General features: G+C 49.2%; 9 protein-coding genes and 1 pseudogene. 7 read left to right on the forward strand and 3 right to left on the reverse strand.

Going from position 1 to position 16,836, the window contains the following annotated elements; all coding sequences use genetic code 11:
* Positions 1-97: 97 nt before the first annotated feature.
* From NSQ20_RS10110 to NSQ20_RS10120, 3 genes are all read right to left on the reverse strand, one after another.
* The gene (locus NSQ20_RS10110; protein WP_036609783.1) at positions 98-394 is read right to left on the reverse strand and encodes a putative quinol monooxygenase; all 297 of its coding nucleotides are present in this window, start codon (positions 392-394) and stop codon (positions 98-100) included.
* A 64-nt stretch (positions 395-458) separates the two neighbouring features.
* A complete protein-coding gene (locus NSQ20_RS10115; protein WP_036609781.1) occupies positions 459-1,109 on the reverse strand; it encodes a nitroreductase family protein in 651 nt (216 codons plus the stop codon).
* A 27-nt stretch (positions 1,110-1,136) separates the two neighbouring features.
* Positions 1,137-1,556 carry a MarR family transcriptional regulator gene (locus NSQ20_RS10120; protein WP_036609779.1) on the reverse strand — a complete coding sequence of 140 codons (420 nt, stop codon included), beginning with the start codon at positions 1,554-1,556 and terminating at the stop codon, positions 1,137-1,139.
* 421 nt (positions 1,557-1,977) lie between these two features.
* Here NSQ20_RS10120 and NSQ20_RS10125 point away from each other — a divergent pair, with 421 nt between their 5' ends.
* From NSQ20_RS10125 to NSQ20_RS10155, 7 genes and pseudogenes are all read left to right on the forward strand, one after another.
* Entirely contained in the window at positions 1,978-3,999 is a 2,022-nt protein-coding gene (locus NSQ20_RS10125) for an AraC family transcriptional regulator (RefSeq protein ID WP_340032375.1), read from the forward strand.
* A 51-nt stretch (positions 4,000-4,050) separates the two neighbouring features.
* Positions 4,051-5,652, forward strand: a complete 1,602-nt coding sequence (locus NSQ20_RS10130) for an AraC family transcriptional regulator (protein ID WP_340032376.1) — start codon at positions 4,051-4,053, stop codon at positions 5,650-5,652.
* Positions 5,653-5,760: 108 nt separating this feature from the next.
* Positions 5,761-6,741, forward strand: a complete 981-nt coding sequence (locus NSQ20_RS10135) for an ABC transporter substrate-binding protein (protein WP_100528702.1) — start codon at positions 5,761-5,763, stop codon at positions 6,739-6,741.
* On the forward strand, positions 6,742-7,554 hold the full coding sequence (locus NSQ20_RS10140; RefSeq protein WP_036609771.1) for a (2Fe-2S)-binding protein: 813 nt from the start codon (positions 6,742-6,744) through the stop codon (positions 7,552-7,554). It abuts the gene before it with no gap.
* 235 nt (positions 7,555-7,789) lie between these two features.
* Positions 7,790-8,311: a TetR/AcrR family transcriptional regulator gene (locus NSQ20_RS10145; RefSeq protein ID WP_340032377.1), complete on the forward strand. Its 522-nt coding sequence runs from the start codon at positions 7,790-7,792 to the stop codon at positions 8,309-8,311.
* Between the two features lie 74 nt (positions 8,312-8,385).
* Positions 8,386-9,345, forward strand: a pseudogene (locus NSQ20_RS10150) (NAD-dependent epimerase/dehydratase family protein).
* A gap of 352 nt (positions 9,346-9,697) precedes the next feature.
* The gene (locus NSQ20_RS10155; RefSeq protein WP_340032378.1) at positions 9,698-16,801 is read left to right on the forward strand and encodes a hypothetical protein; all 7,104 of its coding nucleotides are present in this window, start codon (positions 9,698-9,700) and stop codon (positions 16,799-16,801) included.
* Positions 16,802-16,836 lie beyond the last annotated feature (35 nt).

Here is a 16,836-nt window from a genome sequence, read left to right on the forward strand (position 1 = left end):
GAACTTATTTTCAAAAGGAAACTAAAAAGCTGCCCTCGGTCATATGACCAAGAGCAGCTTTTTCACATGCACTATAAGCATGGCAGTTAATGCGCTATTAAGCTTTAACTTGTTCTCCAGCAAATACTTCAACGTTCATTGGAGCGGCCATGAATGCTGCTGCTTGTTGAACAAAAGCTTGGAAATGCGCGCTTGTGTTGTGGGATGCTGTAGCAGCTTCATCTTTCCACAGTTCGATCATCGTGTATTGTTGTTCGCGTTCTGTGCTTTTTGCCAAATCGTAGCTGATGTTACCTTCTTCTTGACGTGTAGCAGCCATCAGTTCTTTCGCAGCTGCGAGGAATGCTTGCTCTTGGTCCGGTTTAACTTGCAGATGAGCGTGAATGATAATCATAATGTATAACCTCCATATTGTGTTTGTTTGGAATGTGTTAAGAAAGGGGAAACCGTCCCTGATATTATGCCCAAGTTGTGATTGTTTCTACTGGCAGACGGTAGGAAGGATGACCTTCTTTGGCCGATTTACCAATCGAGATCAACATAACGGGTTGATAACGTTCTTTGTCCATGCCAAATGCTTCTGCAATTTGATCTTTTTCGTAACCACCGATTGGGTTAGTATCATAACCGTGAGCACGTGCTACAAGCATTAATTGCATGGAAGCAAGTCCAGCGTCGATCATATTAACTTCGCGAATAGCGGAAGCAGGCATATTTTCATAATAAGGCAATACTTTTGATAGTTGCATATCTTTAACTTCTTGTGGCATATAACCGAGTTCTACGGCTTTGCCAAAAATTTCTTCCATATGTTCCGCGTTTTTCATGTCAATGAATACGCCAATGACTGCGGAGGAAGTCAACACTTGATTTTGATTAAATCTCGCAAGTGGAGCAAGCTTTTCTTTACCTTCAGTTGTATCTACAACCAGAAAACGCCAAGGCTGCAAATTGATCGAAGATGGTGCACGGGAAGCTTCTGACAGAATTTCAGTCATTTCTTCACGGCTAATTTTCACTTCAGGATCGTAAAGTTTAACAGAACGACGACCGTAGGTGATTTCGTTAAAATCATTGGTTTTTTGGAATTTGCTTTGAATTGTACTCATGCATGGATCTCTCCTCTATATATGGGTTTAGAAATTGTTCTGCATACGTTCCAGGAAATCGGCGAGTGATTGAACTTCGTCTTCACTGAAATCCTGTAAAATCTGGTTGATAAAATTGGTCTTCTCAGCTTTGTAGCCTTCAATCTGCTTCCGACCGTGGTCCGTCAAACGAACAAAAGTGACCCGATTATCATCGGGATTTTTACGTCTTGTAACCATCAGGTCCGCCTCAAGCTGTTTCAAGTGGCGTGTAATCGCAGCACTATCAATGTTAATGATTTTCTGCAGCATGGATTGGTTAATCTCATCGACCTGATCCAGCTCATGCAGAATTTCAAAGCGAGAGGAACTGATACCTGTACAGCGTTCGAACTTGGGACTGAGTTTGTTACCCAACACGTTCAACAGATTGATGATTTGTTCTTCTTTGGAAACAATACGTGTCATGACTAGACCTCCCGGGTGAATCTGAATCATGAACAACGGCGTATGTTAACCAATGATTAATGCTGCAGTATACAATGCCATTGCCTAATGATTATTTGGATGCTCTCGAATCATTGATGTATCAATATTTGATGCGTCAATCATTGATGGCTCAATTAATATATCATGCCTTTTATGATTTTGCAACAGGTTAGAAAATGTTGCTGATTCTAGCGTTATTATCCCGCTACGTATACATTGCAGTCCATATATGTTGTCCAAATGGGTAAGTTAATATTGATTGTGCATGTTATTGAGAATTGTTATCAATTGATTTATAATGAAATGAAATATACATACTGAGCGAAAATTACAGGCTCTTCATAAAGAGTAGCAAGAAGGTATGTCGATGTAATATGGCGGGAGGGAAAGTACAGCGGATATGAATTTGAATGATCACATCAGGTTGTGGAATTATGTTTTTGTCAAAATACTGGATGTACGCCAAAACGCTTTGCATCCTGGGGAGAAGTTGAAGAATTATCAACTACCAGCAAGTACCTATCTATATATCACCGACGGAAGTGCACGGATACGAATGGATCAACACAGATACATCGTGGAGGGATTCCACATCATTCATGGAGGCAAGCAGGCGTATTTAAATATGGAGACGGATTCGGGCGTGGCGTATTATATGATTTTGTACAAAGCCATCCTAGCCTTGCCCTGTGGGATGGAAATTCAGTATCTGATGGACCATGAACGTCCGTTTCAGGACCAATATGCACTTGTACCAACCCGTCCGCTACACATGTATCAGTGTATGGAGGAATTGAAACAGGAGTGGGAGCAGTCTACTAAGCTTGCAAAGTTACATGCCAAAACCTTATTTCATCAATGGGTATATCTTTTATTGACAGACTTACACGAACAATCCATTCAGCCACATAAACCGGATACGGTCACACAGGCTATTGAATATATGAATGCTCATCTCCATGAGCCCATAGCTCTTGACGTAATGGCAGAAGCAATGGAATGCAGTGTGGGGCACTTGTCGAGGCTGTTCAAACAAAAGTTAAACATCAGTCCCATCCAGTATCTTGGACAGATTCGAATGGAGAGGGCCGCACATCTTCTGGTGCATACCAGTGCAACGCTGCAACAGATTGCAGAACAGATCGGCTATCCGGATGCACATTCACTGAGCCGCAGCTTCAAAAAAATAAAAGGGCTTTCTCCAATTCGCTACAAAAAAGGAGTAAGTCAACGGTTAAACAAGTCGAAACACCCATTGGTATTGAACAACAAGCAAGATTTGCCCAGTGTAATGCAAGAAAGTGCCCTTCATTCGTTACATTCCCATCTATATAATGATATTGATTATCAATATCAAAAGAGTGTTGGAGGGGAATTAATAATGCAAGGAAAATTCAAAATGACAGCACTAAGCATGATGTTGTGTCTCACGCTATTGCTCACGGCCTGTTCCAGTCCAGCGCCGTCTGCAAGTGGTACGCAAACAGAGACCAATGCGACTACTACACAATCGGGTAACCAGGCAACGGAGGCAGGGAAATCGACTGCACAGCCGGAGACGCGGACCGTCTCTACAATGAGGGGAGATGTGGTAATCCCGGCCAATCCGCAGCGTGTTGCTTCAGATCAATATATGGGGTACCTGCTGAAACTGGGCATAGTACCGGTTGGTGTAAGAACATTTATGCTGAACGAAGGATGGATTGAAAAGTCTGGCATTGCTACTGATGTTATAGCGGGTATTGAAGATTTGGGAGGAGAGTTCCCAATGAATCTGGAGAAGTTAGTGTCACTTGAGCCGGATCTCATCATCGGTTCCATTGATAAAAATATTGAGGATTACGAAAAAATTGCAACGACCGTCTTTTTACCTTATTGGGAAGGTGATAAAACTTCTGGCCCACTGGAAAAGCTACGCCGGATTGCTGGTGTTTTTGGAAAAGAGAAGGAAGCAGAGCAATGGATCACGACATATGAAGAGAATATCGAAGAGACTAAGAAGCAGATTGATGGTGTAATTAAAGAAGGCGAGACTGTATCCATCATACAAATAGGGTACAAAGCGTTGTATGTACTTGGTGCAGAAGGCGGGAACTATGGTAGTTCCACGATCTATGAGATGCTGAAACTGCCTCCAACTCAGCAAGCACTCGAAATGAAGGATGGATTCGAGACGATCTCCCTTGAAGTACTGCCTGAGTATATGGGAGATCATATCTTCTTATATGGTTCGGGTAGTGAGGACGCCAAAGAGATCCTGAACAACGAGGTTTGGAAACGTCTGCCTGCTGTGCAGAAAGGACAAGTCTACACCTATGGTTCCTTGGATGGTACAGAGGATGAGTTCGTCATGGAAGATCCCTATTCACTGGAGTTGCAGTTGGATAGTATAAAGAATTTACTATTGGGAGCTGAAAAATAGAGTGTAATCAGTTCACATAGAATCGGATCAGAACAGGGAGGGGACGTGAGCATGGAGGAAAATGATTGGATCAAACAACTGGAGCAACTACATTTCTCTGCTGTCCACGTCTGCCATTACTCTAGCAATCCGGGGGCTGTTCAGCGTCGGATCTGGAAAAGGTTCGCCATTTGCAGGGTCATCGTGGGCAAAGGATCTTTGTCTATGGATAACATTGTACATACGGTATCTCAAGACGAGTGGTTTTTGTTGAAGCCAGGAATGCATGTGGAGTTTCAGACGGATATGGAAGCACCTGTCCGATATCAGATCATTTTATTTTCCTGTGTTACACTTACCCGGCGTAAGAATGCTTGGCATACCGAGGCATTTGATCTCCCTGTGACGGGCAAGCTTAATGTTCCTTCCAATACACGTGATATTCAGGAGATGATGGATACCCTGGTGAGTGGAAAACACTCGTTTACGAGTCTGGAAAAGACGCGCAGGAAACATCTTTTGCATCAGTTGTTGATTCAGTTAATGATGCACGTGAATGAAGCAACTCCCCCTGTAGCGGGGATGGATTCGGCACTTGATTATATGACACATCAGTATAGGGAAGACATTCGAATTGATCAGATGGCCCGCATGGCAGGGCTTAGTGTGAATCATTTTATAAGAACATTCAAACGACAATTAAATATGACCCCGATTGAATATATCCTGAAACTACGTATGGCAAAGGCCAAGCAGCTGTTATTTTCTTCAGATAAAATCAAGGAAATTGCGGAGCAAGTGGGTTATAAGGACGAGCACTATTTCAGCAGAGTTTTCAAGAAAAACGAAGGAATCGCCCCAACGTTGTATATGAAAAATAAAGTGAATCGCATTGCCACCTTGTATTACGGGTTGGACGATTATGTGATAACGCTTGGTTTGAGGCCAGTATCCGCTTTATCCTATGGTCAGAGGGTGGCTCGACATGTTGCCATACCTGCGCTTCAAGCACACAGTCATCAGGGACTTATTCTGGATAGCTTCAATCAGAACTATGATGATTTGAGGCGAGTCCAACCGGACCTGATCATTACAAGTGATCGTTTGGAGCCAAATGACTCCCTGAATCGTATCGCGCCTACCACCATGCTGGAGCATACCAACCATTTTGGCGAGAGGCTTCTGTATATGGCGGACATTATGGGTCGCACCGAACAGGCCGTACAGTGGATAGAACAACATGCTGAACTGAGCCGGGTTCTTCGAGGACGCATTCAATCGAGGTGGGGGAAACAGAGTGCCATGTTCATCCGGGTGACTTCTCATTTCTACCGAATGTATGGATTGAACAACCAGACAGGGGCGCTATTGTATGATGATCTGGGATTTTATTTGCCTCGTGATTTTCCGGAACAACAGTGGGCTGTAGAGAGCAAAGTTTGCGATTTGCAGTTATACGACGCGGATCATGTGTTTGTAATGGTCGATCCCACAGAAGACGCACGTGCTCAACTGAGGCAATTACAGCAATCCAGTGCATGGTTGGCATTAAAGGCTGTTCAAGAAGGCCATGTATATAATGCAGGAGATATTTTTTTCAAAACGCTGGGTCCCACCGGACGCATGTGGGCCATGCGATATGTGGCAGAGCAACTTGGGGTTACCTTACGGTGATATTGTGCAAGAGAAGAGAGTGGAATAATCCATGGTAAGCCTGTATGCTTTTCCCTACTATAGTGATAATGATTATTATTATTAAATAGTAGAGGGGATTTACTACAAATGGTAAGACAGAGAGCAACAACGATGATACTGTTGGCCCTGCTTGTGCTCGTTCTGACGGCATGTAGCAAGGCATCAGAAGTAACAGAAGCAACGCCTCCGCAACAGGATACGCCTGTGGAAGAGAGTGGTACGCAAACGATTGAGCATCTTAAAGGAACAACGGTTGTACCGCAAAAAATAGAGCGTATGGTGGTATTATCTGCTGCTTACATCGATCACATGTTGACGATTGGTGAGAAACCAGCAGGCGTTAATGTAGAAGTTCGTTACGGAGGAGATTATTTGCCTTACTTTGCAGATCAGCTTGCCGGCATTCCAACGGTAGGGTCTGCAGACAGTCCTAACCTGGAGGCTATCCTTCAGATTGATCCGGATGTCATCGTTATTGAGAGTCGAACTGCGGAGAGTACGTATGATCAGTTGGAGAAAATCGCTCCGACGATTGTACTGGGTACTGAATGGCTGGATTTTGTTGATGATTCAACATATTGGACACAGGATCTGTTGACCATTGCCGGGATGTACAACAAAGTGGATCTGGCAAAAGAAAAGATAGCCGAGGTAGAGCAGCAGGCGAAGCAATTAAAAGCGAAGATCGAACAACTGGATCAAAAAAAGTTGGCTTATCTGCGTGTAAGAGAGAAGACCTTACAAATTTACGCGGCAAAAGGACATCCAACCAACACACTTTTGTATCATGATCTTGGATTTGTGCCAACGACTGTGACACCTGCCGAACAACGTGAGGACCTGTCCATGGAGAAAATTGCAGATGTGGATGCTGATTTCGTAGTTCTGGAGATTGACCCGAATGCCGATGAGTATGTAAACAACATCAACGCAAGCTCACTCTGGAAGGCAGTGCCGGCTGTCGGTGCAGATCAGGTCTATACGACAGACTCGTTCTGGTTGTTTAAGGGCTGGGGAGCGATTGGGCGAAGCGAGATTATCAACGAAGTTGAAGAGATGATTCAATAGATGAGACATTATCCAAGACATGATTATTCAGAGATGTCGGAAGTGTTACAGCAATTTTTTGTGACGACGATCCAAGTGGACTGCGATGATTCCAAGTATCCTTTCCGTGTGAAGGATCTGCTGAATGAAGAGAAACGAAACTTGATATTGCGTGAACAGGCTATGCAGCAAGGGCTTCAATTGGGCGGAAGAGGAAGTGCGGCCGTCGGTACACTTTTTGCCAAACGTTACTCCGTATTCGTGATGTCCGTAATTTCAGCATTCAGTCTATACGATACTATACTTAGCGTTGCAGACGATGATGTGCGGTTTGAATTGAATGGTGCAGGTGGCATGCGATATGAGACTCTGCTGGAGAGAACCTCTCTGGAGGGTGAAGATCCTGTTCAGCGCAGGTCAGAGAGTGGCTTGCTCAAGAAAAGAGTGCTGTTACATCTGGAACCTGTCCTGCGAGCGGTAGCCGTCGCTACAAGAGCGAGCGATAAGGTCATGTGGTCTCTGGTTGCCCATAATGTGCAACAATTGTATGCACGTATGATCAATGATCAGAGCATTTGGAAGACAGATGAACGGCTTGCAAAGATTCAAGAAGATCAAAGCCTCTGGCTGGATCGGCAAAACGATAATGCATGTACATTTGCCAATGAGCTGCAGCGCTTCGAACATTCCGGGTGGCAGGGACCTCCGTTCCTGCTACGCCGATATTGTTGTTTGGCTTATCTGGTTGGAGACGGAAGTCATACACATGGGTATTGTGACAGTTGTCCGAAGCTGGATTCGGAATCCCGATTGCGTAAACTTCTTCAGCAGTGAACAGACACTCTTGTACCGCATGGTACGAATCTGTTTCAGACAAACCATGTTCTCTTCGGTTTCCAGTGGATAGAATCTATGATCGACAAGTTACACAACCTGCAGCGGCTTGAGCCAGCGTCTGCGGGTTTGTTGGCTTTGTACAAGGTCACGATACCTTTGCATCGAGGGATAGTATTCGTTATACTTCAAGCTATTGATCAATTAATCACTAACTATTGGAGGGCGGATTATCATGGCAAAGGATGCAGCAGCGTCGGTTAACCGGCGAAATGATATTATCTCTGCAGCAATTGACGTCTTCGCGGAAATTGGCTATTATCGTGCGACCACAGCCCAGGTGGCTGAACGGGCACAGATCTCACAGCCGTATATATTTCGTTTTTTCAAAACAAAAGAAGCTTTATTATTAACTGCAATTGAGGTCTCATGGACACGGGTGATTGATTCGTTTCGAATTGTGATGGAGACGGCGACACCAGATCAGTTAGAGAATGATCTCATTGAAGCCTATGATAAGATTCTGGAATCGCACAAGAGCGAGATCTTGCTTCAGATGCAGGCGCAAACGATCCGGGAGGAAGTCATTCGTCAGGCTATGCAAAAAGGCATTAGTGATGTAAGAGCCATGGTACTGGAAGCTTTCACCGTTGCAGGAATTGCTGAACCGCTAAAAAGAACCATGATTTTTCTGGCAATTGGGATGTTGTGTAATGTATCTAATGCACTGGATATGCCGGAGCTGAAGGAACGATAGAGAGGGAGGTAAAGTCCCTTTTTGAATTTTAGTTATTGATCAATCACTAAATGGATGAAAGAGGTCGATCTACGATGAAAAGAGCTATTGTGATTGGAGCCACAGGTGGAACAGGTGCAGCAATTACGGAGGAATTGATTAGACGAGGGATTTCAACGATCGCATTTGGGCGCTCCCGTCAAAAGTTGGAGCAACTTGCGGTAAAATTGGGATATCCGGATCACCTGCTAATTGCAGTTGGAGATGCATTTCGGTCGGAGGATATTATTGCTGCTTCCCAGGGTGCCGATGTCATATTTCATAGTGCGAATGTCCCTTATAACGAGATGGAGAGCAAGCTGATTCCGCTAGGCGAATCCGTAATGGTAGCGGCAGAACACTTGGTTCTGAAAGTGGTGGTAATAGACGGAATTTACCCCTATGGCAGAAGACAAATGAACGAGGTAACCGAAGAACATCCGAAACAGCCACATACCCGTAAAGGCAAGATACGACTTGCCTATGAACAGATGTTATTCAGCACAAGTTGGAGCAGAGCTCAGGTGATGATCGTTCGTTTGCCAGATTATTATGGCCCATCGGCTAATCAAGCTTCCTATTTGGGTTCAACCCTTGAAGCGATAGCAAAAGGTAAGATGGCTTTTTTTATCGGAAATATGAAGGTGCCGAGAGAGTACATCTATTTACCGGATGCAGCGGTCATGGTGGTGGAGCTGGCAAGCAGAGAGATGACGTATGGACAGAATTGGAACATTCCTGGATCGGGGATCATCTCGGGTCATGACATCGTGCGATTGGCACAGAAGGCTGCGGGAAGAAGCAAACCTGTGATGGCGTTAGGAAGAGTGGGATTGTCTTTGATTGGACTAGGTGTACCCGTTATGAAAGAAATTGTAGAAATGTTATATCTGACTGAGGAACCCCTGATCCTGAGTAGATAGAAGTATGAGGAACGGATTGGCCCGGTTGTGGCAACATCTTTTGAGGAAGGAATTGCATTGACGATTAAGGAGTTGGAGTTGCAGGGGGAGTAGAGGGGAATATATTTTTTAGAGAAAAGTAATTGATTGATCACTAACTGTGAAGGTTTCATAGGTATATTGAATAGGGGGGCGCACAAAGCTAGTCCAGGGCATAGAGTGTACTATTGTAAAATGCGGGGATTTGACGTGGTGTACAAGGAGGGGGGATTCTCTTGTGAGCGGTATATCCAAAAGGAAACGCAAAATTTCCTCAATCAGTACAGGTAAACGGAAAGCAAAAAAATCAAAAAAACACTCTATCCCAAAGAAGAAGAGTAAGTCTTGTAAGAAAAGCAGACGTAAATGCAAAAAAAAGAAAAGTCACAGGATTCCTTTCCTTCGCGGCCCACGGGGTTATCAGGGAATGAGAGGATTCACTGGAGCAACAGGTGCTACTGGGTTAACTGGAGACCCTGGGTATCCCGGCATATGGGGAGCAACCATTTTAACAGGACGGACCGGAGTAACCGGAACCACGGGAAGTACCGGAATAACTGGAGTCACAGGTGCAACAGGAGCTACCGGACTGATGGGCACCACAGGTGTGACTGGTACTACAGGATTTACAGGTCCGACCGGTCCAACGGGTGAGGCGGGAGCAACTGGATCTACAGGAAGCACAGGAGTTACAGGTGCAACGGGTACAGGATCGACTGGAGTCACAGGAACAACCGGCGCAACTGGAATTACCGGATTTGGTGTTACAGGCGTGACCGGTGCTACAGGAAATACCGGTATAACCGGCTTCACAGGTCCAACTGGAGTTGCAGGATTAGCTGGGGCTACCGGGTTCACTGGAGCAACTGGTCCAACTGGGATTGGTGTGATGGGACTAACGGGATCTACTGGTGAAACAGGATTCACAGGAGTTACAGGTTCGACTGGATTAACGGGAAGTACTGGCGAAATTGGAATCACAGGCCCGTCCGGAGCAATAGGAACAACTGGTATTACTGGAACCACAGGTATCACAGGTATCACTGGAGTTACAGGCGCTACAGGATTTACTGGGGCGATAGGAGCAACGGGAAGTACGGGTCCAACTGGAAATACTGGCATAACCGGCATGACAGGGATAACAGGTGCGATCGGCGCAACTGGTGCCACTGGGGGGATCGGGTCTACGGGAGTTACTGGTGTAACCGGAACTACAGGAAGCACTGGTACTTCTGGAACAACAGGCACTACGGGGGCAACTGGATTAACGGGTGTGACGGGAGCAACCGGCGAAACAGGCATCACTGGCGTTACTGGAAATACTGGTGCTTCAGGGATTACTGGATTTACGGGCAGTACAGGTGCGACCGGCACGACTGGTTTGACAGGATTCACCGGAGCGACAGGAAGTACTGGTGAGGCGGGGCTAAGAGGAGTTACAGGCACGACTGGTCTAACGGGACCCACCGGGGTCACTGGCGAAACAGGAACAACCGGAACTACAGGAAGTACTGGAATAACAGGTAATACTGGTGAAACAGGATCAACAGGTACTACCGGATTACCTGGCGTTACGGGTACCACGGGTGTAACCGGTTCTACTGGAATTACAGGCCTCACGGGAATTACTGGTGTGACAGGACTCACTGGGGCCACTGGTATAAGTGGTGTCACTGGTGAAACAGGACCAACAGGTACAACCGGAGTAACTGGCGTTACTGGAATTGCGGGCACAACAGGAACGACTGGAATAACAGGTGCAACAGGTATTACTGGATTTACAGGCAGTACAGGTGCGATCGGAGCAACTGGTGCCACTGGCACAACCGGAGTCACAGGTACGACTGGTGTGTCAGGACCCACCGGGGATACAGGAGTAACGGGAACTACCGGTACCACAGGAATAACTGGCGTTACCGGAGCAACTGGCGCCACTGGAGAGACGGGTCTAACTGGGAACACCGGCACTACTGGAGAAACGGGTACCACCGGAGTTACAGGTGCTACAGGATCTGCTGGGGCGATAGGGGCAACGGGAAGTACAGGTACAACCGGCGTTACAGGCATAACCGGCATAACCGGCAATACTGGTGTAACAGGAGCCACAGGAATTACTGGAGCAACTGGAACTACTGGAGCAACTGGAACTACTGGAGATACAGGTCCAACAGGGGTCACAGGAACGACAGGGTTAACAGGGGTAACCGGAATCACCGGTGAGACTGGAGCCACAGGGATTACAGGTACAACTGGACTAACTGGCATTACTGGAACCACGGGTATCACAGGCGTGACCGGAGCTACCGGACTGACTGGTGTCACTGGGGAAACGGGTCTAACAGGATTCACAGGCACGACAGGAGCGACGGGACCGACTGGGGCGACTGGAGCAACCGGAATTACAGGTATCTCGGGAGTGACTGGCGTAACCGGAATGACGGGAATTACGGGAGCGACCGGGGCCACTGGTGTCACTGGAGAGACGGGTCTAACAGGAGGTACAGGTGCAGCTGGTATTACAGGTCTTACGGGTGCGACTGGGACCACAGGAATCACGGGTACAGCTGGTGTAACTGGCCCAACAGGTGCGACTGGAGAAACAGGAAGTACAGGTGCCACGGGAGTAACCGGAACAACTGGTGTAACTGGAGAGTCGGGTCTAACTGGGGCTACAGGTGTAACGGGCTCAACCGGTTCGACTGGCCCAACAGGAGAGACAGGACTAACAGGTCTAACTGGAGCTACTGGAAGTACCGGTGCGACGGGAACAACTGGTGTTACAGGTGCAGCCGGAGTTAGTGGCACAACAGGAATTGCTGGCGTAACTGGCGCGACAGGACTCACCGGGGTTACTGGTTCAACTGGTAATACCGGAGCTACTGGCATAACCGGGGTCACCGGCGAAACAGGGCCAACCGGCACAACTGGCTTAACTGGCGTTACGGGTACAATTGGTGTGACCGGAGCAACAGGCGTCACTGGAGAGACAGGAGCTACAGGTCTGACGGGAAATACAGGACCAACGGGTGTCACCGGATTTACGGGTCCAACAGGTGAAACAGGAATCACTGGAGTTACAGGCCCTACTGGAGCAACCGGCTCAATCGGAACTCCTGGAGATACAGGTCCAACAGGGGTCACAGGTACGACTGGTGTGACGGGATCGACCGGTGCAACTGGAGAAACGGGAATTACAGGTGCGGCTGGACTAACTGGCAATACCGGAACCACGGGTGTCACAGGAGGTACCGGAGCTACAGGAATTATGGGAGCGACCGGAACCACTGGCGTTACTGGGGAGACTGGTCTAACAGGGAACACAGGTGTAACGGGACCAACCGGCACGACTGGTTTAACTGGCGTAACGGGACTTACTGGTGTGACCGGAACTACTGGCACTAGTGGTATAACGGGAACAACTGGTATTACAGGAGTAACCGGAGCAACAGGTGTCACTGGAGAGACGGGTCTAACAGGAGGTATAGGTGCAACTGGAATTACAGGTCCGACTGGTGTGACGGGACTGAACGGTGCAACTGGAGAAACTGGAATTACAGGTACAACTGGACTAACTGGCATTACTGGAACAACGGGTATCACAGGCGTGACCGGACTGACTGGTGTCACTGGGGAAACAGGTCTAACAGGATTCACAGGCGCGACGGGACCGACGGGATCGACTGGGGCGACAGGAGCAACCGGAATTACAGGTATCTCGGGAATGACTGGCGTAACCGGAACGACAGGTGTTACTGGAGAAACAGGGTTCACAGGAATTACTGGAACGACGGGAGCAACTGGCGTCACTGGAGAGACAGGAGCAACCGGCTCAATCGGAACTACTGGAGATACAGGTTCAACAGGGGTCACAGGTACGACTGGTGTGACGGGCCCTACCGGTTCGACTGGCCAAACTGGTGAAATAGGACCAACAGGCACAACGGGTGCAACTGGTATTACAGGTCCTACGGGTTTGACTGGAGAAACAGGAAGTACAGGTGCCACGGGAGTAACCGGCGCAACCGGAACAACTGGTGCAACTGGGCTAACAGGAGTCACTGGTGTCACCGGGGCTACAGGTGTAACGGGATCTACCGGTTTGAATGGCCCAACAGGAGAGACAGGACTAACAGGTATAACTGGAAGTACGGGTACGACGGGAACAACTGGTGTTACAGGAGCAACCGGAGTTAGTGGCATAACAGGAATTGCTGGTGTAACCGGTGAAACGGGTACGACTGGAGCAACGGGAAGTACGGGTACTACGGGAGCTACTGGTGTAGCAGGCACAACTGGTATCACAGGGGAAACAGGTCTAACAGGAATTACTGGTCCAACTGGTGTTACGGGATTAACTGGAGCCACGGGCACGACAGGACCAACAGGACCAACCGGAGCCACAGGTGTGACTGGCATAACTGGAGTCACAGGTACGACTGGAGTTACAGGAGCTACGGGGAGTACGGGTTCCACAGGAATAACTGGCGTATCCGGGCCGACTGGTGCTACTGGAATTACCGGCGCCACCGGCACAACTGGCCAAACTGGTGAGACGGGAGTAACTGGACTTACTGGACTTACTGGGGTTACAGGTAATACTGGAATTTCTGGAACGACGGGAGCGACTGGAGCCACTGGAGAGACGGGTCTAACTGGGGTCACAGGTACGACTGGTGTGACGGGGCCCACCGGGACTACTGGAGCAACAGGAACCACGGGCATTACAGGAGTGATGGGTGTAACAGGCGCTACCGGCACGACAGGTGCAACAGGACCAACCGGAGCCACTGGTGCGACTGGCATAACCGGAGTTACAGGTACGACTGGTACTACAGGGGCAACCGGTCCAACGGGTATTACTGGTGACACAGGAATAACCGGCACGACCGGCGTAACTGGCATTACGGGTGTGACTGGAGCTACCGGAATTACAGGTGCCACCGGCACAACTGGCCAAACTGGAGAGACGGGTGTAACAGGGGTCACAGGTACGACTGGTGTGACGGGACCCACCGGGGCTACTGGAGCAACCGGTCCAACGGGTATTACTGGTGAAACAGGGCCAACCGGCACGACTGGCGTAACTGGTGTTACGGGCACAATTGGTGCGACCGGAGCAACAGGCGTCACTGGAGAGACGGGTCTAACTGGGAGCACAGGAGCCACAGGAATTACTGGTGCTACAGGTCCAACAGGGGTCACAGGAACGACAGGTGAGACGGGTCTAACCGGGATTACAGGTGCGACTGGTGCTACTGGAGTTACTGGGGTAACTGGATTTACAGGTGTTACAGGAGCCACTGGCACAACTGGCCAAACTGGAACGACAGGAGCCACTGGAGAGACGGGCGTAACAGGTGCCACCGGTACAACAGGTGTAACGGGACCAACCGGTGTTACAGGAGCCACTGGGGCAACCGGAACTACGGGAGTTACTGGCGTAACCGGCTCGACTGGAGAGACGGGTGCAACAGGCGTTACCGGCACGACAGGTACAACAGGACCAACTGGAGCTACTGGTGCGACTGGCATAACCGGAGTCACAGGTACGACTGGTGCTACAGGGGCAACCGGTCCAACGGGTATTACTGGTGAAACAGGAGCAACCGGCACGACCGGCGTAACTGGCATTACGGGTGTTACAGGAGCTACTGGAATTACAGGAGCCACCGGCACAACTGGCCAAACTGGAGAGACGGGTGTAACAGGGGGCACAGGTACGACTGGTGTGACGGGACCCACCGGGGCTACTGGAGCAACCGGTCCAACGGGTATTACTGGTGAAACAGGGCCAACCGGCACGACTGGCGTAACTGGTGTTACGGGCACAATTGGTGCGACCGGAGCAACAGGCGTCACTGGAGAGACGGGTCTAACTGGGAGCACAGGAGCCACAGGAATTACTGGTGCTACAGGTCCAACAGGGGTCACAGGAACGACAGGTGAGACGGGTCTAACCGGGATTACAGGTGCGACTGGTACAACAGGTGTAACGGGACCAACCGGTGCGACCGGAGCCACTGGGGCAACCGGAGCCACTGGGGCAACCGGAACTACGGGAGTTACTGGCGTAACCGGCTCGACTGGAGAGACGGGTGCAACAGGCGTTACCGGCACGACAGGTACAACAGGACCAACCGGAGCCACTGGTGCGACTGGCATAACCGGAGTTACAGGTACGACTGGTGCTACAGGGGCAACCGGTCCAACGGGTATTACTGGTGAAACAGGAGCAACCGGCACGACCGGCGTAACTGGCATTACGGGTGTGACTGGAGCTACTGGAATTACAGGTGCCACCGGCACAACTGGTCAAACTGGAGAGACGGGTCTAACAGGGGGCACAGGTACGACTGGTGTGACGGGACCCACCGGGGCTACTGGAGCAACGGGAACTACGGGTGCGACTGGTGCCACTGGCACAACTGGCGTAACTGGTGTTACGGGTACAACAGGTACAACAGGTACGACTGGAGCCACTGGGATCACAGGTGTGACTGGAGCAACAGGAACCACGGGTATTACAGGAGAGACGGGTGTAACAGGCGTTACAGGCACGACCGGCGCGACGGGAACAACAGGAACCACGGGTATTACTGGCGTGACCGGAGCAGCTGGGGCTACAGGGCTCACAGGTGTATCAGGAGCCACAGGCACAACAGGAATTACGGGTATTGCGGGTGTGACCGGTGCTACAGGAACTACAGGTACAACGGGTGTAACAGGTGCCACCGGAAGTACTGGTTCAACAGGAGTTACAGGTATAACTGGCGCGACCGGAACAACTGGAGAAACAGGAATAACGGGAGCTACAGGACTAACTGGTGTAACTGGGACAACAGGAACTACAGGTGCAACTGGGGTTACAGGCATCACAGGAGCAACCGGCCCGACTGGACCAACTGGGGCTAATGGAATTACGGGGGTAACCGGTGTAACGAGTGCAACCGGAGCTACGGGTGCCACTGGAGCAACAGGCATAACAGGAACTACCGGTGCGACTGGGGCAACGGGGCAGACAGGAGCCACGGGCCCAACCGGCCCCAATTTTGCAACACAAGGGTTCTCGGCATTCCTGGCTACACTTTCGACAGCAACCAGCACTCAGTTAACCAACTGGACGACTACGGCTCCCTATTACGGTAATGCCAACTTCAATGCAACAACAGGAAACTATACCGTCCCGGTAACCGGAAGATACTCCATTGTGGCCACGATCAATTATGCAACGACTGCAGCGATTGCCCTATCTCTGGGTGCTGGGGTTAACCCAGCCTTTCTTGTACAGAGAACATCACCTACGGTAACGACACTTGTCAGTGGCTTGTTGCCCGTCCTAAATGTCGCGATTACGCTACTTACACTGCGGGCAGTGCTGGGAAGTGGTTCAGTGACTTTGGCAGTAGAAGTCGCATTGAATGCGGGAGATGTGATTGGACTGTTCTATGCCGCAAACGGGCTGACGATTACGTTGAACCTGGGCAGTGGTGCTACAAATGGAATTGTGTGGTCTGTGCATGAGATTACCTAAAAACTTCTCAACGGATTGCGCCTATGGACAAATTC

The organism is Paenibacillus sp. FSL K6-1122 (assembly GCF_037977015.1).
Classification (GTDB): Bacteria; Bacillota; Bacilli; order Paenibacillales; family Paenibacillaceae; genus Paenibacillus; species Paenibacillus amylolyticus.

What these genes read in the sequence shown, in the direction of transcription:
- NSQ20_RS10155 (WP_340032378.1), top strand. Translation starts at nt 9,698, where the DNA reads ATGAGAGGATTCACTGGAGCAACAGGTGCTACTGGGTTAACTGGAGAC.
- NSQ20_RS10135 (WP_100528702.1), top strand. Translation starts at nt 5,761, where the DNA reads ATGGTAAGACAGAGAGCAACAACGATGATACTGTTGGCCCTGCTTGTG.
- NSQ20_RS10115 (WP_036609781.1), bottom strand. Translation starts at nt 1,109, where the DNA reads ATGAGTACAATTCAAAGCAAATTCCAAAAAACCAATGATTTTAACGAA.
- NSQ20_RS10125 (WP_340032375.1), top strand. Translation starts at nt 1,978, where the DNA reads ATGAATTTGAATGATCACATCAGGTTGTGGAATTATGTTTTTGTCAAA.
- NSQ20_RS10145 (WP_340032377.1), top strand. Translation starts at nt 7,790, where the DNA reads ATGGCAAAGGATGCAGCAGCGTCGGTTAACCGGCGAAATGATATTATC.
- NSQ20_RS10130 (WP_340032376.1), top strand. Translation starts at nt 4,051, where the DNA reads ATGGAGGAAAATGATTGGATCAAACAACTGGAGCAACTACATTTCTCT.
- NSQ20_RS10110 (WP_036609783.1), bottom strand. Translation starts at nt 394, where the DNA reads ATGATTATCATTCACGCTCATCTGCAAGTTAAACCGGACCAAGAGCAA.
- NSQ20_RS10140 (WP_036609771.1), top strand. Translation starts at nt 6,742, where the DNA reads ATGAGACATTATCCAAGACATGATTATTCAGAGATGTCGGAAGTGTTA.
- NSQ20_RS10120 (WP_036609779.1), bottom strand. Translation starts at nt 1,556, where the DNA reads ATGACACGTATTGTTTCCAAAGAAGAACAAATCATCAATCTGTTGAAC.